Here is a 17,506-nt window from a genome sequence, read left to right as displayed (position 1 = left end):
GACCTCGCCCGGGATGTCCCGGGCGGTCAAGATGCACTATGAAGGAGGATTTGTGGCTAAGACATCGATGATCGTCAAGGCGAACCGCGAGCCGAAGTTCTCGACGCGTAAGCAGAACCGCTGCCAGCGTTGTGGGCGTCCCCACTCCGTCTATCGCAAGTTCGGTCTCTGCCGTGTCTGCTTCCGCGAGCTGGCAAGCAAGGGCGAGCTTCCTGGCGTCCGCAAGGCAAGCTGGTAGGACGCAGGGCTCTGGCGTCCAGGCGCCCACGCCATGGGTTTGGGCGAACCGGACACGCAGTTTCATCATGACGAAGGAGAAGGATCAATGAAGATTACCGATCCCATTTCAGACATGCTGACGCGCATCCGCAACGCGAACTCAGCGGGCAAGGCCGAGGTTTCCATGCCTTCGACCAAGGTGCTCGTCGAGATTGCCCGCGTCATCAAGGAGGAGGGTTACATCGAGGGCTACGAGGTGGAGGACACCAAGCCCCAGAAGACCCTTCACATTACGCTTAAGTACGGCAACAGGCGCGCCCGCGTGATCCGCGGCATCCGTCGCATCTCCAAGCCGGGCCTTCGCATCTACTCCCAGGCGGACAAGCTTCCCCGCGTCCTGGGCGGCCTCGGCACTGCCGTTATCTCTACTTCCAAGGGCATGATGTGCGACCGCGACGCCCGCAAGCTCGGCGTCGGCGGCGAGGTCATCGCCTACATCTGGTAACTCCGGCTGAATCAAGATAGGAGGAGACAATGTCTCGTATTGGTAAGAAGCCTGTCCAGATTCCGGCTGGAGTCACGGTGACCATCGACGGCACCACCGTCTCTGCCAAGGGCAGCAAGGGCGAGCTCACCCGTACCTTCTCTGACCTGGTGAGCATTACCCAGGAGGGTGACGTCCTCACGGTCGCCCGCGTTGACGAGTCCAAGGAGTCCAACGCTCAGCAGGGCCTCGTCCGCACCCTCATCCACAACATGGTCGTGGGCGTCTCCGAGGGCTTCGAGAAGAAGCTCGAGCTCACGGGCGTCGGCTATCGTGCCGCGCTCAAGGGCAAGGACCTCGACCTCTCCCTCGGCTATTCTCACCCCGTCATCTTCGCCTGCCCCGAGAACATCTCGTTCGAGGTGCCCGACAACACCCACATCACGGTGAAGGGCATCTCCAAGGAGCAGGTCGGTCAGGTTGCCGCCGAGATCCGCGAGAAGCGTCCGCCTGAGCCGTACAAGGGCAAGGGTATCCACTACGAGGGCGAGCACATCCGCCGCAAGCTCGGCAAGGCCGCCAAGTAGTATTAGGACCAGGCACAAGACCATCACCCCGTCAGGTGGTGGCGTGACTAAGGAGAAGGAATGAACAAGTATCAGAAGAAGGCAGCTGGCCTCGCGCGTCGCAAGCGTCGCGTCCGCGCCAAGATCTTCGGTACCCCAGAGCGTCCCCGCCTCTGCGTGCACCGCACCAACGCCAACATCTACGCTCAGGTCATCGATGACACCGAGGGCAAGACGCTGTGCTCTGCCTCGACCCTCGACCCCGAGTTCCGCGCAACCGGGAAGGTGGGCTCCAACAAGGAGGCCGCCGCGTTCGTGGGCGAGCTCGTTGGCAAGCGTGCCATCGAGAAGGGCATCACCACGGTCAGGTTCGACCGTGGCGGCCGCATCTATCACGGCCGTGTCCAGGCTCTGGCAGACGGTGCCCGCAGCGCGGGCCTGAAGTTCTAGGAGGATTCAATGGCACGTGATCGTAAGCGCCAGCAGGACACGGATCTTCAGGAGCGCGTCGTCTACATCCACCGCGTCTCCAAGACCGTCAAGGGCGGCCGTCGCATGTCCCTCGTGGCTCTCGTCGTCGTTGGCGACGGCAAGGGCAACGTCGGTCTTGGCATGGGCCGTTCCACCGAGGTGCCCCTGGCAATTCAGAAGGGCGTCGAGGACGCCAAGAAGAACATGTTCAAGGTTCCCGTCACCGCCGAGGGCAGCGTTCCCCACACGGTCGAGGGTCACTACGGTGCGGGCCGCGTTCTCATCAAGCCGGCTATCGAGGGTACCGGCGTCATCGCCGGCGGCCCCGTGCGCCCGCTCTTCGAGCTCGCTGGCATCACCAACGTCCTTTCCAAGTCCCTGGGCACCGACAACGCCATGAACATCATCAAGGCTGCTGCCGAGGGCCTGAAGGAGCTCTCCAGCCCCCAGGAGACCGCTGAGCGCCGTGGCCTCACCGTCTCCGAGATGTTCGTCGGGAAGGAGAACTAGCGATGGCAGAGAAGAAGCTCACCGTCACCCTCGTCCGCAGTGCCGTGACGCAGGTGAAGAAGGACCAGACGGCCACCTGCCGTGCCATGGGCCTTCGCAAGATCGGCGACGTCGCCGTCCTGCCCGACAACCCCAGCGTCCGAGGCATGATCTTCAAGGTCAAGCACCTCGTGACCGTTGAAGAGAACTAGGAGTCACCCAAATGCAGCTCAATGATCTGCGCCCCGCAGAGGGCTCCAGGAAGAACCGCAAGCGCATCGGTCGCGGCAACTCTTCCGGCCACGGCACCACCGCCGGCCGCGGCACCAAGGGTCAGCTCTCCCGCTCCGGCGGCGGCAAGGGCGCCGGCTTCGAGGGCGGCCAGCAGCCGCTCGCCATGCGCCTGCCTAAGCTCCCCGGCTTCAGGAACCCCAACCGCGTCGAGTACGCTCCCGTGAACGTCGCCCGTCTCCAGGAGGTCTTTGAGGACGGCGACACCGTCGACGTCGAGTCTCTCGTCGCAAAGGGCATCATCAAGCGCACCTATGTTCCCGTGAAGGTCCTCGGTGACGGCGAGCTCACCAAGAAGCTCACTGTCAAGGTGGACAAGGTTTCCGCCTCGGCCAAGACTAAGATTGAGGCGGCCGGAGGAAAGGTCGAGCCGGCGTGCTAAACGGAATCGCCAACGCTTTCCGAGTTCCGGAGCTGAGGAAGAAGATTCTCCTCACCGTGGGGGTTCTCGTCCTCTACCGGTTCGGTGCGTACCTTCCCGTGCCTGGGGCCCCGTTCCAGGAGATGCTGAGCGCGTATGCCGCCGGCGTCTCCTCGAGCGGCGCCATGGCGGTGCTCAACCTGTTCTCGGGCGGCGCCCTCTCGCGCATGTCCGTGTTCAGCCTGGGCATCATGCCTTACATCACCGCGCAGATCATCCTCCAGATGTTCCAAGCGGTGGTCCCCTCGCTGGGAGAGCTTGCCAAGGAGGGGGAGTCGGGTCAGCGCAAGATCACGCAGTACACCCGCTACCTCACCATCGGCCTCGCACTCCTCAACGCGATCGCCTATCTCTTCTACTTCAAGAGCTTTGGCGTAACGTTCTCCCAGATGGGGATTCCCGAGGCACTCGAGAACGTCATTGTGGTCTTCACGATGCTTGTCGGCGCCGTGATCATCATGTGGCTGGGTGAGGTCATCACCCAGCGTGGCGTTGGCAACGGCATGTCCCTGATCATCTTCGCGAACATCATGTCCGGGCTGCCCTCCGCGCTCATCTCCTCGGTGACGACCAACGGCAACGCCCTGCTCACCATCATCACGCTCATCGTGATCGTGGCGGTCGTGCCCCTGATCGTCTATGTGGAGCGAGGGCAGCGCCGTATTCCCGTGCAGTACGCGAAGCGCGTCGTGGGTCGTCGGGTCATGGGTGGTCAGAACACCTATCTCCCGATCAAGGTGAACACGGCAGGCGTCGTTCCCATCATCTTCGCCTCTGCGGTTCTGTACTTCCCGGCCCAGATCGCCGTGTTCTTCCCTGGCGTGGACTGGATTCAGGCGGTTGCCAACGCCCTCTCCTCGGGCTGGCTTAACTGGGTCCTCTCCGTTGTGCTCATCGTGTTCTTCGCCTACTTCTACACCTCGATGGTCTTCAACCCCGAGGAGACGGCCGATCAGCTGCGCAAGCAGGGCGGCTTCATCCCCGGAGTAAGGCCTGGCGCGGCGACGGCGTCCTACATCAAGAGCACTATTGACCACGTCACGCTGCCTGGGGCGATTTTCATGGCAGTTCTCGCCGTGGTGCCAACCATCATCTTCTGGTTCACCAACGACACGCTCATACAGTCGTTCGGCGGGACCTCGGTGCTCATCATGGTCGGCGTTGCCATGGACACGATCGCATCGCTCGAGAGCCAGCTCAAGATGCACAACTACGACGGATTCTTCAAGTAGGCAATTTGTTGTGCGGGGGTGTCGGTCGACTGGCCGACACCCCTTTTTTCGAAGGGGGATGCACATGAACATCGTTCTTCTCGGTGCCCCAGGCGCAGGAAAGGGGACGCAGGCACAGAAGCTCGTGGAGGAGTTTGGGCTCGTCCACATCTCAACCGGCGACCTTCTCCGCGCTGCCGTCAAGGCACAGTCCAAGCTCGGCATCGAGGCCAAGTCCTACATGGACGCCGGTAAGCTCGTGCCTGACCAGCTCGTCATCAACCTCGTGAAGGAGCGTCTCCAGGCCGACGATGCGCAGGCGGGCTTCATCCTGGACGGCTTTCCTCGCAACACCGCCCAGGCCGTTACGCTTGACTCCGAGCTTGCGTCCATGGAGCGCAACCTCGACGCCGCCCTTCTCGTGGACGTGAAGCCCGACGTCATCGTCAAGCGCCTGAGCTCGCGCAGGACCTGCCGCTCGTGCGGTTACACAGCTCCAGCCGGCGTCGACGTGTGCCCGCGCTGCGGTGGCGAGATGTACCAGCGCGACGATGACAAGCCCGAGACCATCCAGAAGCGCCTGGACGTGTACCAGACGCAGACGGCTCCTCTCGTCGAGTACTATCGCGGTCACTCGATTCTCAAGGAGGTCGATGGAGACAGGCCGGTCGACGAGGTCTATGCCGACGTCAAGGCTCTCCTTACCGCATGATCCACATCAAGAAGCCTGAGCAAATCGAGCAGATGAAGGCCGCCGGGGCAGTGTCCAAGGCGGCCCTTCGCCGTGCCGGGGAGATGGTCCGGCCAGGCATTACCACTCGCGAGATCGACCAGGTCGTCGAGGGCTACATTCGCCTGCATGGGGCAACCCCAACGTTTAAGGGTTACGGTGGTTTCCCGGCGAGCATCTGCTCTTCCGTCAACGAGCAGATCGTGCACGGAATTCCCTCCCCGGCAGTTGCACTCGAGGAGGGGGACATCATCTCCGTCGACACCGGGGCAACTCTCGGGGGTTGGGTCGGTGACAATGCCTGGACATTCTATGTGGGCAACGTGTCCGATGAGCGAAAGGGTCTCTGCGAGGTCACCCGCGATTGTCTCAAGGCAGGTATCGAGCAGGCCGTCCCCGGCAACCGGTTGGGTGATGTTGGTGCTGCCATCCAGGAACTCGCCGAATCACATGGCTACGGCGTTGTGCGTGACTACGTTGGTCACGGTGTTGGCCATGTGATGCATGAAGACCCAAATGTCCCCAACTACGGCAAGCGTGGTCGTGGCGTCCGCCTTCAGGTGGGAATGGTCATCGCGATCGAACCCATGATCACCATGGGTTCCTACGATTCGCATACGCTCTCTAACGGTTGGACCGTTGTCACCAACGACAACCTTCCTGCTGCGCATTACGAGAACACCATTGCTATCACCAAGGATGGCCCTGTTATCCTTACTACCGACGAGGAAGGGTCTTGGTGTCCCATGCAGGGCGGTGAGAGGGACGCCTAGCGTCCTTCTCGCAGATAATTTGCGTCCACGTTGTGCGATTTGCGTGCAACGTGGACGTTTGTGATGATTTTAGGTAAGATATTTGGTCGCTGTCACAGCGTTGAGAGGGTTGAATTTGAGCAAACAGGATGCAATCGAGCTTGAGGGCAAGGTCATCGAGCCGCTGCCTAACGCCATGTTCAACGTCGAGCTTGAGAACGGCAAGACCATCCTCTGCACGATCTCGGGGAAGATCCGGATGAATTACATCAGGATTCTTCCCGGCGACAAGGTCGTGGTGGAGATTTCGCCGTATGACCTCACGAGGGGTCGCATTACCTACCGTTACAAGTAGGCGCTGCGCACAACGGTCGGTTATTCACGCCTGCGGCTGGGCGATGAGATAGAAGCGCCAGGCAGCACCACCTGCCAGGCCAGATGCACTACCAGTACAGGTACTGTCTACTGGAAGGAAAGACACATGAAGGTACGTCCTTCGGTCAAGAAGATGTGCGACAAGTGCAAGATCATTCGTCGCCACGGCAAGGTATACGTAATCTGCGAGAACCCGCGCCACAAGCAGCGTCAGGGCTAGATAACTGAGAGGAGACTCACGTTGGCCCGTATCAATGGCGTCGACCTTCCGCGTGACAAGCGTGTCGAGGTCGGACTCACCTACCTTTACGGCATCGGCCAGACCAGCGCAACCAAGATCTGCGCGGAGACCGGTGTTGACCCCTCTACTCGCGTCAAGGACCTGACGGAGGACGAGGTCACCAAGCTTCGTGACTACATCGATGCCAACTACACCACCGAGGGCGACCTTCGCCGTGAGGTGAGGCAGAACATTGCCCGTCTGATGGAGATTGGCTGCTACCGTGGCCTTCGCCACCGCAAGGGCCTCCCCGTCCGCGGTCAGCGCACCCACACCAACGCTCGTACCCGCAAGGGCAAGAAGCGTCAGATCGGTGCCAAGAAGAAGGCGTAAGGGGATAACACAATGCCGCAGAAGAAGAATGCCCGTACCACCCGCGTGCGCCGCTCTGAGCGCAAGAACATCGCGGTTGGACAGGCTCACATCAAGAGCACCTTCAACAACACCATCGTCTCCATCACCGACCCCCAGGGCAACGTGATCTCCTGGCAGTCCGGCGGCACCGTTGGCTTCAAGGGCTCCCGCAAGTCCACCCCGTTCGCAGCCCAGCTTGCCGCTGAGGCCGCTGCGAAGGCAGCCATGGAGCACGGCCTGCACAAGGTCTCCGTGTTCGTCAAGGGCCCCGGCTCCGGCCGTGAGACGGCCATCCGCTCCCTCCAGGCTGCCGGCCTCGAGGTTTCGGGCATCCAGGACAAGACCCCCATCCCGCACAACGGTTGCCGTCCGTGCAAGCGTCGTCGCGTGTAGCTAGGAAGGACACCACTAATGGCAGTTGACAGGACGCCTGTCCTTAAGCGGTGCCGTCAGCTCGGCATCGATCCCGTCGTCATGGGAATCAACAAGGAATCTCACCGTCAGCCCAAGCAGCGTCGCCGCCAGGAGAGCGAGTACGGCACGCAGCTCCGCGAGAAGCAGAAGGCCAAGTTCATCTACGGCGTTCTCGAGAAGCAGTTCCGCAGCTACTACAAGCTGGCTCTCAAGCGCGAGGGCATCACCGGTGATAACCTCATGACCATCCTCGAGTCCAGGCTCGACAACGTCGTGTTCCGTCTCGGCTTCGCCCGCACCCGCAAGGAGGCCCGCCAGACCGTTCTCCACGGTCACATCACCGTGAACGGCCACCGCGTCGACATCCCCTCCTACCAGGTGAAGGCCGGCGACGTCGTCGCCGTGGCCCCCAAGGCCAAGGACCTTCTCCCCATCAAGGAGGCCCTCATCTCCTCCGAGCACATGGCCGTGCCCGCGTGGCTTGAGGTCGACATCGAGAAGCTCCAGGGCACCGTGCTCCAGCTTCCCAACCGCGACCAGATCGATCTCGACATCGACGCCCAGCTCATCGTCGAGCTTTACTCCAAGTAAGCCCGACTCAGTTTGGAGGTAGCAATGTCCGAGTTCATCCGGCCCACAGTGTCGGTAGAAGAGATCAGCGACAACCTCGCTCGCGTGAGCGCAGAGCCGCTCGAGCGTGGCTATGGCGACACGCTGGGCAACTCCCTGCGCCGCGTGCTGCTGTCCTCACTCGAGGGCGCAGCCGTCGAGGCCATCCAGATCGATGGCGTGCAGCACGAGTTCACCACCGTGCCGGGTGTCTACGAGGACGTCACCGATATCGTCCTCAACGTGAAGGGTCTCGTGTTCCGTTCGATGGGCACCGGCGAGGAGGCAACTGCCTCCATCAACGTCGATGGCCCCATGACGGTCACCGGCGGGGACTTTGACATCCCTGCGGAGTTCACCCTCGTGAACCCCGACCAGGCTATCTGCACGCTCGGCGCCGACGCGCACCTCTCCATGAAGATGCGCATTGGCATCGGTCGTGGGTATGTCTCCGGCGATGACAACGAGCGCGAGAGCGACCCCATCGGCATCATTCACGTCGATTCGCTCTACTCGCCCGTGCGCCGCTGCGCCAAGTCCGTCGAGCCCTGCCGCGTTGGTCGCCACACCGACTACGACCGCCTGCTGCTCGAGGTCGAGACGAACGGCTCCATCAGCCCGCGCGACGCCATCGTCGAGGCCGCCAACATCATCAACCAGCACATGACGGCCTTCATGGGCCTCGCGGACGTCGACGAGCCCCAGGAGGACGAGTCGATCTTCGCGACGGGCGCCGAGGAGGATAACGCTGAGCTTGACAAGCAGATTGAGGACCTGGACCTCTCCGTCCGCTCCTACAACTGCCTGAAGCGCGCAGGCATTCACTCCGTGCGTCAGCTCGTGGAGTTCTCCGAGAACGACCTTCTCAACATCCGCAACTTTGGCGTCAAGTCGATCGAGGAAGTCAAGGACAAGCTTGAGTCCATGGGACTTTCCCTCAAGGCTTAGGCCGCCGCACGCATCGCATAGGAGAAGCTAGACATGAGGCACAACAAGAAGAGGGGCATGAAGCTCGGCACCGATGCCAGCCACACCAAGGCCATGAAGAAGAGCCTGGTCTCTGCCCTGCTTGCTAACGATCGCATCAAGACCCTTGAGCCGCGCGCCAAGGCCATCCGCCCCGAGGTTGACAAGGTCATCACTTGGGCCAAGAAGGGCGACCTTCACTCCCGTCGCCTTGCCATCGCCAAGGTTGGCGACAAGGAGGTCGTCCGCGAGGTCTTTGAGAAGGCCGCGCAGGGCATGTGGGCCGACCGCAACGGCGGCTACACCCGCATCATGAAGCTCGGTCCCCGCAAGGGTGACGGTGCCGAGGTCGTCATTATGGAGCTCGTGACCGAGGCCGTCACGCCCAAGACCAAGGCCGAGCCTAAGGCAACCGTGACCAAGGTGGCCGCAGCCCCCGCCGAGGGGCCCAAGGCTGAGGAGGCCCCCGTCGAGGAGGCTTCGACCGAGGAGGCCGCTCCCGAGTCCGAGGAGAAGTCCGAGTAGGGCTTTCCCAATCGCGGTAACGATGAGGACCCCGACCGAATGGCCGGGGTCCTTTTTGATCTTCCTGAGGGGGCTTTGACCTCATGCTATGCTCCTTGCGTTAACCATGACGTCTTTGAAGGGGGGCTGGTTCATGGCGGCTGAGCCTTCCGCTAGTTCCACGACCATTGGGGGGCTTGCGCCCCTTCACAGGCCAGACCGGTCCGAGCGCGAGCCTCCGCTGGTCAATGGGGCCCCTGCTGCCGGCACGCTCGTGCTCTGCGTGGGATACCGTGGCGCCAAGTTTTCAGGCTTTGCCGAGCAACCGGGCATGCGGACGGTGGCAGGCGAGCTTCGCCATGCGCTCTCTACCGTTCTGCGGCGTGAGGTCGAGCTTGTCTGCGCAGGACGAACCGATTCTGGCGTCCATGCGCTCTCGCAGTTCGTGAGCGTCCCTGTGAGCGAGGAAGAGCTAAAGCTCGACGCACGAACTCTTTCTCGCTCTCTCGTGGCCCTGACGCCTGACGACATCTCGATCAGGGGCCTCTACCGCGCCGATGCGCTCTTCTCGGCACGCTTTGACGCCACCTCGCGGTCCTACCGCTATCGCATTGCCACGGGAGACGCGCGTCCCGTGCTCGCGTGGGATCATGCCTGGTGGTATCGCGGCGAACTGGACGTTTCTGCCATGGCGGCGGGTGCCTCCTATCTGGTGGGGGAGCATGACTTCAAGAGCTTCTGCAAGGCGTCGTCCGCTGAGGGCAAGCCCACGTCTCGCTGCCTCGAGAGCGTTGAGGTCTCCCACGTTGAGGAGGCTGGCGAGAAGCTCGTTGCCATCGACGTGACGGGCAACGCATTCCTGCACAACATGGTTCGCACCATCACCGGCACGCTCGTCGAGGTTGGGCGGGGACACCGGGAGCCCTCTTGGGTGAGGCAGGTGCTCGCCGCGCGCGACAGGGTCGCCGCCGGGCCATGCGCCCCCGCGCAGGGTCTTACGTTTGCCTGGGTAGAATATCCCGACGGACTTCTCACGCCCTGGGCCTAGATTGGGCCTTACCACTTGGAGGACAAACCTTGGATATGCTTGTCGACGTCATAGCCGACTCCGTGCTGGACACACTTGAGCTCGTGCCGTTTCTGTTTGTGACCTACCTTGCCATGGAGGCGCTCGAGCACTCCACCGAGGGACGCATGCAGGGGCTCGTTGCCCGTGCAGGGCATGCGGGTCCCATCGTGGGCGGGCTTCTCGGCGCGGTTCCGCAGTGCGGCTTCTCGGCCATGGCGGCCACGCTCTACTCGGGAGGAGTGGTGACGGCGGGCACGCTGGTTGCCGTGATCCTCTCCACCTCCGACGAGATGGTCCCCGTGTTTCTCGCCCACCAGGAGCCGGCGGGTCGACTGCTCTCGATCATGCTCCTCAAGGTGGTCGTGGGTATTGTTGTGGGACTGCTGCTCGACGCCGTGCTGCATGCCGTGCGCCATGTGGGCAATCCCCAGCCGCACATCCATGACCTCTGCGAGCGCGCCCACTGCCGCTGCGAGGATGACGAGGCAGGGTCCGACGCGTCGCCCGAGTCGGACGCGGACGGTCACGGCGAGGCCGAGCGTGGCCACCACCACGGTCACGGCCACTGGGCCATCGTGCGCTCCGCTGCCATCCACACCGTCCAGGTGACTGGCTTCATCCTGCTCGTGACGTTTCTCTTTGGCCTGCTCATCGAGGTCATGGGGGAGGACGCGCTCGCACAGCTCCTGGGCAGCCATCCGGTGAGGGCCACCTTCCTCGCCGCCCTCGTGGGCCTCATCCCCAACTGCGGCGCGTCTGTCGCAATCACCGAGCTCTACCTCGACGGCGTTCTTGCCGCCGGTCCCATGGTCGCCGGGCTTCTCGTCTCAGGCGGCGTGGGCCTGCTCGTCCTCTTCCGCACAAACCGCGACGTGCGCCAGAACGTTGCCGTCACCGCGTTCATCTACGCGGTCGGGGTCGTCGTTGGCCTGGCCGTCTCGGCTTCGGGTATGCTCTTCTAGACGCCGGGGGACCGGCGCCAGAGATCGGGCGACGGAAGGGGTGCCATGGCCAGGCAGCGCGAGCGCTTCGAGAGGACGGACGTTCCAAGGGACAACCCGCATCGAAACCTCATCGCGGTCATCGTGCTGGTCGCTGTCTTTGTCGCCTGTGGCGTGGTTGGCACGCTGGCATGGCGGCGCGCGCAGGCGCAGTCGCACCTGGGAGACAGCAGCCTGAGCTCCTCGGTGAAAAGGACGTCCAAGGTCTCTGACCTCGGCTACACGGTCTCGGGCGACACCTTCATGGGCGTCTTGCTCCTCACGACGGACTCGCTCGATGCCTCCCAGACCGGGGGAGCAAACCTCTCCTCCGCGGAGCTTCTGGTCTACGACGAGACCGCCGCCACGGGCACGCTCGTGTCCATCCTCATTGACGTCAAGGTTACGAATGACGGGCAGGACACCACGCTTGCCGAGCTCTTTCATGGCTCCGGCGCAGGAGCCTGCGTCGCCCCGCTGTCTTCTGCGACAAACCTGCCGGTCACGCACGTGATTGTCTCGACCAATGCGGTGTGGGACGAGATTCGCTCCCTTGCAGGCAGTGGCGTGAACACCCTCATTGGTCGTGCAACGGAGTTCCTCTCGTCCATACGCACCGACATGTCCTCCCAGCAGCTGCTCGACCTTGCCGAGAAGGTGCAGTCGGCGGGGACGTCGGGCCTCTCGAAGGTGGATGCCCCTATGGTGGAGGAGACGACCACCGACGAGGGCGGCAATTCCGTCTCGACGGGATATAGCGTGATTGACCAGGCATCGCTTGGGCTGGCCGTGGGGACGCTCGTGAGCAACGCCGAGTAGCGCCGCGGCATCCCGCGGGTCGCTGGCTAACGCGTACGCCGACCCTTGAGGCATGGCTCCCTCCTGCGCTTTATTTGTAGTAATGGTAGTCGAGCGTGATTGTCACGCAGGCTCCACGAACGGCTGATAACCTTTCCTCATCCTTTGGTGGGGGCTGTTCTGCAGCCCGCTGGGACGGTCTTCGGGGAGGAGAGTCGCGCCAGGATATGCCAAGCACTGCGTACAGGGAGCCGGTCGTATCGATTGTCGTTGCCACGCACGATGACGCTGCCACGATTCGGCGAGCCCTCGAGAGCATCCAGAACCAGACGATGAGAGACCACGAGACGATCGTTGTCGACGACGGCTCGACAGACGGCACGCCAGGCATCGTTGACGCGATGGCCGAGAGGGACCTCACCATCTCGCTGGTGCGTGCCGAGGGCTGCGGACAGGCTGCCGCGCTTGACCTTGGCATGTCTCGTGCCCGTGGACGTAACCTCGTATTCTTTGATGCGACCGGCTGGGCGAACCCAGACATGCTGGCAGACCTTCTCGGCGTGGCGGAGGAGTCCTCCCTCGAGCTTGCCATCGCGGGCTTCTCGGCATCCGCCCAGGGAGACGGACATCGCGAGGAGGCCGTCGAGGCAAATCAGCCCGCCTATGTCTTCCCGACCCAGCATGACTTCCGCGCGGGGGCCTGGCAGCTCTTCGAGGGCAACCTGCTCTCGTCCCCCTGTGCCAAGCTCTTCCTGCGCTCGCGCATCGAGCGCCTGGGGCTCTCGTTTGCCGATACCGGTGACGACTGCAGCGACGCCCTCTCGTTCGTGGCGGGTTACGTGCGCGACGTCGAGCGCGTTGGTCTTACGGGGAACGTTCGCTATCACCTCGAGTGCCGCTCGCCGCAGAAGCTGCCAGGCTTCTCGCTGCGCGACTACCGGGCCCTTGAGCGCCAGTACGGCACCCTTGTGGGTGTCTACCACCACTGGGGCCTTGACGGAGACCCCACCAGCATGGGCCTCATCCAGAACCGCTACTTCGAGTGCCTCGTGGACTGCGTGGCGGGGGTCTTCTCGGACCGTTCGGGGCTCTCTGCCGCCGAGCGCCGGCGCCTTGTGGGCGAGATGGTCTCGTCCGACAGGGCCCGCCTTGCCGCCGACGTGGCACGCCCCCGTGGCGTTGGTGCGAAGGCGATGCAGGGGCCAATCAGGTCTGGCAATGCCGGGCTTGCGTACACCGAGGGGTTTCTCGCCTCGTTCATGAGGCGCGGCGGCGAGAGGGGCCTTGGGCCGTTCTGCACGTCGCTCTAGGCTCGGCGGGGCCCAGCGCCTGCATGCCGCGGAATGCCGCTTTCTACTCGCCCTTGCCGGTGCGGCCTCTGCGGTGCCGCAAGAAGCTCGTGATTGAGAACCACGTGTAGCTGGGGCTGGTGTGCCGCAGGCGGTACCACACCTCGCTTGCGGCGGCGGGCAGCATCGAGAGGCGGCCGACCTTAGGGTCTGGCTGGCCCGTGAGCTCGCAGTAGAGCCGCTTTGCCGCAGGCGTCACGAGCGGCTGCTCCATCACCAGGTCGTAGTCGAGCCTCTGGTAGACGTCCGTTACCGCCTCGCGGATGCCAGGGTGGTCGAGGCCGACCGCGTCGATGGCGAGCCCGCAGTAGTTGATGGCGCGCTTCGTCTGCGCCGAGAGAACCCGCTTGTCCGTGACGCCTAGGCGCTCGACGATGTCCTGCATGTCGTTCCAGCGCTTTATCGGCAGCAGGGGGTCTCGGCGCGTGGAGGCGACGAGCTTCTCCTCGGTGTCCTCGCGGTAGTTGTAGTAGGGACGGTTCACGTAGGCTATGCGGTCGGTCTGGCAGAGGGTCTCCACCAGGAAGGGGTTGTCCGCCCAGGCGGCGCCCGGGTACTCGCGGAAGCGTATGTGCTTCTCGTCCAGGAAGGCCTTGCGATAGAGGGCCGTCCAGATTGACGGGTGGTGCTCGAGGAGCGCCACGCCGTCGCCAATCGCGAAGGGCTGGCTCGGCGGGTTCACGCGGTCCTGGTACAGGCAGACCGTGCGCAGCTCGTTGTGGGTGCCGGAGTTGAAGATGCGCCAGTAGGACGACTTCACGACGTCAACGGGTCCGCCCTCGAGGGAGTCTGCGAAGGCGAGGAGGTCGCCAAACATGTTGCCGGTAAGGTAGTCGTCCGGCTCGACGATGGCCACGTAGTCTCCGGTTGCCGCGTCGATGCCCGTGTTGCACGCCGCGCCGTAGCCGGCGTTGGGCTTGTCGATCACGCGGACGCGGGGATCGCGCGCGGCGTGCTCGCGCATGATGTCGAGCGAGCCGTCCGTCGAGCCGTCGTTCACGCAGATGACCTCGATGTTCGCAAACGGCAGCATCTGGATGCTCGTGAGGCACTGGTCGAGGTAGCGCTCGACGTTGTAGGTGGGCACCACCACCGACACCTTGTGCGAGAAACGCCTGTTGCTCCCGGATGTCCTGCCGTCTGGATTCGTGGCTTCCACGTGACCTCCCTGCCGCCGACCGCCACGGTGGGTCCGCGGCCGTACCCTATAATACAGTGACTCGGCGATGGGCCGCCGCTTGGCCCGTCCGCGATGCGCCGTGCACGTCGTACCGACCGCCGTAACCTTGGATGGGACATGGACTGTCTTGCTATTGTGATAGTCACCTTCAAACGCCAGGAGCTGCTGGGCCGCCTCTTCGACTCTATTGCGGAGCTCACGGTGGCGCCGTGGCGCGTGGTGGTGGTGGACAACGAGAACTCACCCAAGACGGCCAGGATGGTGGCGGACTTCTCGGCGAGGCTCTTGGCGCAGTGGGGCGAGACGGGCTCTGAGCCTGATTCTGCGGGTGGAACCGCTCGTGTGGTCTATGACCCGCAGGAGACCAACACCGGCGGCTCTGGTGGCTTCTCAGAGGGCGTGAGGCGCGCCTTTGAGCTTGGTGCCGAGTGGTTCTGGGTCATGGACGATGACGTCGCGGTGCTCCCCGAGGCCCTTGAGCGTCTGGAGCCGTGGTCTGCCCGCTACGACGTGGTGCAGGGCCAGCGCTACGACTACGATGGTACGCCCTTCTTCTGGCAGCACCACTTCATGACGTCGTTGTGCATCTACAACCCGCTCTCTCGCGCGGGCTTCAACGGCGCGGACCACATCGACGTGAACGTCATGTGCTTCGAAGGCGGGCTCTTCCGGCGTCGGGTCGTCGAGAGGATCGGGCTGCCGGACTATCGCTTCTTCATCTACTACGACGACGCCACCTATGGCTACCTGGCAAGCAAGGTGTGCCAGCCTGTGTTGGTGCCGGACTACGTGCTTCGGCGTACGCGTGAGGTGCCGCACCAGGAGGTCGGCGCGTCGGGCGTGCGGCAGATCTCCTCTACCTCGGACATGACCCGCTACTACATCATGCGCAACCGCGGCTACATGGCGCGCTACTTCATGCTTCACGGCGACTACAACCCCGTGGGCTATGGCTTTGGCACGTTCCTCTCGTTTGCCAAGGAGTTCCTGCGTCTGGTGCTGGTGGACCGGGGGCACTTTGGCCCCAGCTGGGCAAGGCTCTGGGCGGGGTATCGCGACTCCAAGAAGGCCCTGCACGACCCTACCTGGGAGCCCATGCCGCCTTTGGGATAGGCGACTGCGCTATTCGAGAAGCACCCGGCGCGGTCTACCAGATGCCATTCCCATTTGCCGACTCGCTCTCTTTCTTGGCGACGTCGTGCTCGACTACGTCCCAGTGCTCGGCCAGCATGCCATCCTCGAGGCGGTAGATGTCCACCACCTTGTTGACGGTTCCGTTGCCAAGCGTGCAACGGAAGAAGACATAGACGATGTCTCCCACCTCGTCGCAGCGGATGACCTCGCAGCGGGGCTTGAGCAACGTGAAGAACTTGATGAACTTCTCGAACCCCTCGAGGCCGTCCTCGACCGTGGGGTTGTGCTGGATGTAGTTCGGCGCAACATAGTCCGAGACCTTCGAGACGTCCCAGCCGTTGAATACATCTCGATAGAAATCCAGGACGATCTGCCTGTTTGAGAGACCTTCGCGTGCCATATCCTGCCTCCGTTTGTCGTTTCCTCCGATCGCGCCGGTGGTTCAGATTGTTTGCGACCGGTTGCCTTGCTTGCCGTGGCGGTGACTGCCCCTGCCTGGTGCGGGTCCAGTTGGTCCGGTGCGCTCAGGGGACGAACTACGCACGGCAGCGATTTGGGTTTGTGTGGTGCAGCGCTTTTTTCGTCCCAGGCTCAGCCGTGCGTAATTCGACGACCCCAGCAATCCCACTTGGGTCGGTCCCGGTGCGCCCGGCTACTTCTCGTACATGGTGAGGTGCACGTTGGGGTTCTCGAGCGCCACCCGAGCCACCACGGCGCAGAGGGTCCCAAAGAAGGCGCGCCGCTTGGGGTCGGGGTCATCGCGGTAGCGCACGACGTCGACGCGCGTGCTCTCGGTCATGTCGCCGAGGCAGTCCTCCAGCGCGGCGAAGTTGTTGCCAAAGTAGCTGGGGAACTTCAGCTTCTTCGCGATCTGCTGGAATATCTCCTGCTCGGAGTCTCTGCTTGCCTCGCGGATCTTTACAGTTGCCAAGGTTTCTCCTAGTAGAGCTGCTCGAAGGTCTTGTAGTGGTCTGGCGTGTAGTACACGAGGCCGTCGGTGGAGTACACAATGCGCTCTGGCCCGCGGTGCCCGCCCTGGTAGTTGACGTCGCATTCGTGCCAGGTACGGCCAGGGGCGTCCGGAAGCGCATGGTCATCATTGTAGAAGACGCTGCCGCCGATGCTCTTGCCCGGGCAGACTTCGTTGAGGTTGCCCTTTTGTGGGTCCCATCCGGCCTTGCGGGCCTTGGTCTTTGAAATGAAGTTTGGCGGGAGTTCGCCATACGTGTGCAGGTAGAGTGCCACGTCGTCCTTGCTGGTGTAGCTGCCGTCGCGTGAGATTGCCGTGGAAGTGGGGGAGGGGGCTTCTGCTTGACGGGCAGATTTGCTTTCGCAAGCGGTGAGGGTGAGGCCAAGCGTGGTCGCCAAGAGCACAGCAACAAGAGCCAATGCAAGCCTGTGAAGTCGTCCCATCGCCTCTCCTCATGGCAGGATACGTGGTCCTGTCGATTGTACGATGCGCGAGGGGCAGGCCGCACGTGTCCTGGCTGCTCCGGAGATGCGTTTGAATCGTTGCTGTGACGGGCGGAACTTGTCGGAGACGCAGAATTGCATCGAACGGGACCCCGGACGAACGATCGGACCTTCTCGGTCCGGGAGGGAGCCCGGGATGTATACCAAAGAGGAGCGCGAGGGGATACTCTGGGAGTTCCACCAGAGCGGGATGAGCGTGGCGGAGGCCTGCCGCAGGCTCGCGCTGTTCCCCAACGAGTGGAACCTGAGACGGTGGCTGCGCATGGAGGAGGCGGGCGAGCTCGCCGCCCGCGAGATGCCCGACCGGGCCTCCCGCATGCACTGCGCCCACGGCGAGGGGAGCCCCGCCTACCGGAGGGCGCGCCCCCGCGCCAGGCCGGCGGCACG

27 protein-coding genes are annotated in these 17,506 nt (G+C 63.2%); 23 read left to right on the top strand and 4 right to left on the bottom strand.

Annotated features, from left to right (window positions below):
• Positions 1-52 precede the first annotated feature (52 nt).
• The 21 genes from BMX94_RS06790 to BMX94_RS06690 all read left to right on the top strand — a co-directional run bounded on the left by BMX94_RS06790 (position 53) and on the right by BMX94_RS06690 (position 13,293).
• Positions 53-238: a type Z 30S ribosomal protein S14 gene (locus BMX94_RS06790; RefSeq protein WP_032110525.1), complete on the top strand. Its 186-nt coding sequence runs from the start codon at positions 53-55 to the stop codon at positions 236-238.
• 87 nt (positions 239-325) lie between these two features.
• A complete protein-coding gene (gene rpsH / locus BMX94_RS06785) occupies positions 326-724 on the top strand; it encodes a 30S ribosomal protein S8 (RefSeq protein ID WP_032110524.1) in 399 nt (132 codons plus the stop codon).
• A 29-nt stretch (positions 725-753) separates the two neighbouring features.
• Positions 754-1,290 carry a 50S ribosomal protein L6 gene (gene rplF, locus BMX94_RS06780; protein ID WP_091005058.1) on the top strand — a complete coding sequence of 179 codons (537 nt, stop codon included), beginning with the start codon at positions 754-756 and terminating at the stop codon, positions 1,288-1,290.
• Positions 1,291-1,350: 60 nt separating this feature from the next.
• Complete coding sequence (gene rplR, locus BMX94_RS06775) at positions 1,351-1,719, top strand: 50S ribosomal protein L18 (protein WP_059052937.1); 369 nt, start codon at positions 1,351-1,353, stop codon at positions 1,717-1,719.
• A 9-nt stretch (positions 1,720-1,728) separates the two neighbouring features.
• Positions 1,729-2,250: a 30S ribosomal protein S5 gene (rpsE, locus tag BMX94_RS06770; protein ID WP_091005056.1), complete on the top strand. Its 522-nt coding sequence runs from the start codon at positions 1,729-1,731 to the stop codon at positions 2,248-2,250.
• Between the two features lie 2 nt (positions 2,251-2,252).
• Positions 2,253-2,441: a 50S ribosomal protein L30 gene (rpmD, locus tag BMX94_RS06765; RefSeq protein WP_032110520.1), complete on the top strand. Its 189-nt coding sequence runs from the start codon at positions 2,253-2,255 to the stop codon at positions 2,439-2,441.
• An 11-nt stretch (positions 2,442-2,452) separates the two neighbouring features.
• Entirely contained in the window at positions 2,453-2,902 is a 450-nt protein-coding gene (gene rplO, locus BMX94_RS06760) for a 50S ribosomal protein L15 (RefSeq protein ID WP_091005054.1), read from the top strand.
• Positions 2,896-4,173 carry a preprotein translocase subunit SecY gene (gene secY, locus BMX94_RS06755; RefSeq protein WP_091005052.1) on the top strand — a complete coding sequence of 426 codons (1,278 nt, stop codon included), beginning with the start codon at positions 2,896-2,898 and terminating at the stop codon, positions 4,171-4,173. The genes rplO and secY overlap by 7 nt, the downstream gene beginning before the upstream one ends.
• 64 nt (positions 4,174-4,237) lie before the next feature.
• Positions 4,238-4,864, top strand: coding sequence for an adenylate kinase (locus tag BMX94_RS06750; protein WP_091005049.1), 627 nt, complete (start codon positions 4,238-4,240; stop codon positions 4,862-4,864).
• Entirely contained in the window at positions 4,861-5,655 is a 795-nt protein-coding gene (gene map / locus BMX94_RS06745; RefSeq protein ID WP_091005047.1) for a type I methionyl aminopeptidase, read from the top strand. Before BMX94_RS06750 ends, map begins: the two co-directional genes overlap by 4 nt.
• A gap of 115 nt (positions 5,656-5,770) precedes the next feature.
• Positions 5,771-5,989, top strand: coding sequence for a translation initiation factor IF-1 (gene infA / locus BMX94_RS06740; RefSeq protein ID WP_059052948.1), 219 nt, complete (start codon positions 5,771-5,773; stop codon positions 5,987-5,989).
• Positions 5,990-6,115: 126 nt separating this feature from the next.
• Entirely contained in the window at positions 6,116-6,229 is a 114-nt protein-coding gene (rpmJ, locus tag BMX94_RS06735) for a 50S ribosomal protein L36 (RefSeq protein ID WP_013252436.1), read from the top strand.
• Positions 6,230-6,250: 21 nt separating this feature from the next.
• Entirely contained in the window at positions 6,251-6,622 is a 372-nt protein-coding gene (gene rpsM, locus BMX94_RS06730) for a 30S ribosomal protein S13 (protein WP_091005045.1), read from the top strand.
• A 12-nt stretch (positions 6,623-6,634) separates the two neighbouring features.
• Positions 6,635-7,036, top strand: a complete 402-nt coding sequence (rpsK, locus tag BMX94_RS06725; RefSeq protein WP_059052952.1) for a 30S ribosomal protein S11 — start codon at positions 6,635-6,637, stop codon at positions 7,034-7,036.
• Between the two features lie 18 nt (positions 7,037-7,054).
• On the top strand, positions 7,055-7,648 hold the full coding sequence (gene rpsD / locus BMX94_RS06720) for a 30S ribosomal protein S4 (RefSeq protein WP_032110512.1): 594 nt from the start codon (positions 7,055-7,057) through the stop codon (positions 7,646-7,648).
• A gap of 24 nt (positions 7,649-7,672) precedes the next feature.
• Positions 7,673-8,614, top strand: a complete 942-nt coding sequence (locus tag BMX94_RS06715; RefSeq protein ID WP_091005043.1) for a DNA-directed RNA polymerase subunit alpha — start codon at positions 7,673-7,675, stop codon at positions 8,612-8,614.
• A 33-nt stretch (positions 8,615-8,647) separates the two neighbouring features.
• Positions 8,648-9,157, top strand: a complete 510-nt coding sequence (gene rplQ, locus BMX94_RS06710) for a 50S ribosomal protein L17 (RefSeq protein ID WP_091005042.1) — start codon at positions 8,648-8,650, stop codon at positions 9,155-9,157.
• Positions 9,158-9,290: 133 nt separating this feature from the next.
• Positions 9,291-10,184: a tRNA pseudouridine(38-40) synthase TruA gene (gene truA, locus BMX94_RS06705; RefSeq protein WP_091005040.1), complete on the top strand. Its 894-nt coding sequence runs from the start codon at positions 9,291-9,293 to the stop codon at positions 10,182-10,184.
• Positions 10,185-10,219: 35 nt separating this feature from the next.
• Entirely contained in the window at positions 10,220-11,167 is a 948-nt protein-coding gene (locus tag BMX94_RS06700; protein WP_091005039.1) for a putative manganese transporter, read from the top strand.
• 45 nt (positions 11,168-11,212) lie between these two features.
• Positions 11,213-12,004 (top strand): hypothetical protein, encoded by a 792-nt coding sequence (locus BMX94_RS06695; RefSeq protein ID WP_091005037.1) that lies wholly within the window; start codon positions 11,213-11,215, stop codon positions 12,002-12,004.
• A 206-nt stretch (positions 12,005-12,210) separates the two neighbouring features.
• Entirely contained in the window at positions 12,211-13,293 is a 1,083-nt protein-coding gene (locus BMX94_RS06690; RefSeq protein WP_091005036.1) for a glycosyltransferase family 2 protein, read from the top strand.
• 43 nt (positions 13,294-13,336) lie between these two features.
• Here BMX94_RS06690 and BMX94_RS06685 read toward each other — a convergent pair whose 3' ends face one another.
• Positions 13,337-14,491, bottom strand: a complete 1,155-nt coding sequence (locus BMX94_RS06685; protein ID WP_177171364.1) for a glycosyltransferase family 2 protein — start codon at positions 14,489-14,491, stop codon at positions 13,337-13,339.
• A 138-nt stretch (positions 14,492-14,629) separates the two neighbouring features.
• Here BMX94_RS06685 and BMX94_RS06680 point away from each other — a divergent pair, with 138 nt between their 5' ends.
• Positions 14,630-15,625 carry a glycosyltransferase gene (locus BMX94_RS06680; protein WP_091005032.1) on the top strand — a complete coding sequence of 332 codons (996 nt, stop codon included), beginning with the start codon at positions 14,630-14,632 and terminating at the stop codon, positions 15,623-15,625.
• 34 nt (positions 15,626-15,659) lie between these two features.
• On the opposite strand, the gene BMX94_RS06675 is transcribed toward BMX94_RS06680, so the two are convergent.
• From BMX94_RS06675 to BMX94_RS06665, 3 genes are all read right to left on the bottom strand, one after another.
• The gene (locus BMX94_RS06675; RefSeq protein WP_091005030.1) at positions 15,660-16,046 is read right to left on the bottom strand and encodes a nuclear transport factor 2 family protein; all 387 of its coding nucleotides are present in this window, start codon (positions 16,044-16,046) and stop codon (positions 15,660-15,662) included.
• Positions 16,047-16,298: 252 nt separating this feature from the next.
• Positions 16,299-16,577: a barstar family protein gene (locus BMX94_RS06670; RefSeq protein ID WP_177171363.1), complete on the bottom strand. Its 279-nt coding sequence runs from the start codon at positions 16,575-16,577 to the stop codon at positions 16,299-16,301.
• Between the two features lie 8 nt (positions 16,578-16,585).
• Positions 16,586-17,059 carry a ribonuclease domain-containing protein gene (locus tag BMX94_RS06665; protein WP_091005026.1) on the bottom strand — a complete coding sequence of 158 codons (474 nt, stop codon included), beginning with the start codon at positions 17,057-17,059 and terminating at the stop codon, positions 16,586-16,588.
• A gap of 196 nt (positions 17,060-17,255) precedes the next feature.
• Between BMX94_RS06665 and BMX94_RS06660 the strand changes: the two genes are divergently transcribed.
• Positions 17,256-17,506 (top strand): helix-turn-helix domain-containing protein (locus BMX94_RS06660; RefSeq protein WP_143052287.1); only part of this gene is annotated, 251 nt, incomplete at its 3' end.

This window comes from Olsenella sp. KH3B4 (assembly GCA_900111695.1).
Taxonomy (GTDB): Bacteria; Actinomycetota; Coriobacteriia; order Coriobacteriales; family Atopobiaceae; genus Tractidigestivibacter.
The sequence above is the reverse complement of the archived record's forward strand: the minus strand, read 5'-3'. Positions and strand labels throughout refer to the sequence as shown.

Excerpts from the sequence above, each read along its gene's own strand:
- BMX94_RS06675 (WP_091005030.1), bottom strand. The coding sequence starts at position 16,046 with ATGGCACGCGAAGGTCTCTCAAACAGGCAGATCGTCCTGGATTTCTAT.
- rpsE (WP_091005056.1), top strand. The coding sequence starts at position 1,729 with ATGGCACGTGATCGTAAGCGCCAGCAGGACACGGATCTTCAGGAGCGC.
- rpsH (WP_032110524.1), top strand. The coding sequence starts at position 326 with ATGAAGATTACCGATCCCATTTCAGACATGCTGACGCGCATCCGCAAC.
- rplQ (WP_091005042.1), top strand. The coding sequence starts at position 8,648 with ATGAGGCACAACAAGAAGAGGGGCATGAAGCTCGGCACCGATGCCAGC.
- rpsK (WP_059052952.1), top strand. The coding sequence starts at position 6,635 with ATGCCGCAGAAGAAGAATGCCCGTACCACCCGCGTGCGCCGCTCTGAG.
- BMX94_RS06750 (WP_091005049.1), top strand. The coding sequence starts at position 4,238 with ATGAACATCGTTCTTCTCGGTGCCCCAGGCGCAGGAAAGGGGACGCAG.
- BMX94_RS06715 (WP_091005043.1), top strand. The coding sequence starts at position 7,673 with ATGTCCGAGTTCATCCGGCCCACAGTGTCGGTAGAAGAGATCAGCGAC.
- rplR (WP_059052937.1), top strand. The coding sequence starts at position 1,351 with ATGAACAAGTATCAGAAGAAGGCAGCTGGCCTCGCGCGTCGCAAGCGT.
- BMX94_RS06700 (WP_091005039.1), top strand. The coding sequence starts at position 10,220 with ATGCTTGTCGACGTCATAGCCGACTCCGTGCTGGACACACTTGAGCTC.
- rpmD (WP_032110520.1), top strand. The coding sequence starts at position 2,253 with ATGGCAGAGAAGAAGCTCACCGTCACCCTCGTCCGCAGTGCCGTGACG.
- BMX94_RS06680 (WP_091005032.1), top strand. The coding sequence starts at position 14,630 with ATGGACTGTCTTGCTATTGTGATAGTCACCTTCAAACGCCAGGAGCTG.
- rpsD (WP_032110512.1), top strand. The coding sequence starts at position 7,055 with ATGGCAGTTGACAGGACGCCTGTCCTTAAGCGGTGCCGTCAGCTCGGC.
- rplF (WP_091005058.1), top strand. The coding sequence starts at position 754 with ATGTCTCGTATTGGTAAGAAGCCTGTCCAGATTCCGGCTGGAGTCACG.
- BMX94_RS06695 (WP_091005037.1), top strand. The coding sequence starts at position 11,213 with ATGGCCAGGCAGCGCGAGCGCTTCGAGAGGACGGACGTTCCAAGGGAC.
- rplO (WP_091005054.1), top strand. The coding sequence starts at position 2,453 with ATGCAGCTCAATGATCTGCGCCCCGCAGAGGGCTCCAGGAAGAACCGC.
- rpmJ (WP_013252436.1), top strand. The coding sequence starts at position 6,116 with ATGAAGGTACGTCCTTCGGTCAAGAAGATGTGCGACAAGTGCAAGATC.
- truA (WP_091005040.1), top strand. The coding sequence starts at position 9,291 with ATGGCGGCTGAGCCTTCCGCTAGTTCCACGACCATTGGGGGGCTTGCG.
- BMX94_RS06665 (WP_091005026.1), bottom strand. The coding sequence starts at position 17,059 with ATGGGACGACTTCACAGGCTTGCATTGGCTCTTGTTGCTGTGCTCTTG.
- map (WP_091005047.1), top strand. The coding sequence starts at position 4,861 with ATGATCCACATCAAGAAGCCTGAGCAAATCGAGCAGATGAAGGCCGCC.
- BMX94_RS06690 (WP_091005036.1), top strand. The coding sequence starts at position 12,211 with ATGCCAAGCACTGCGTACAGGGAGCCGGTCGTATCGATTGTCGTTGCC.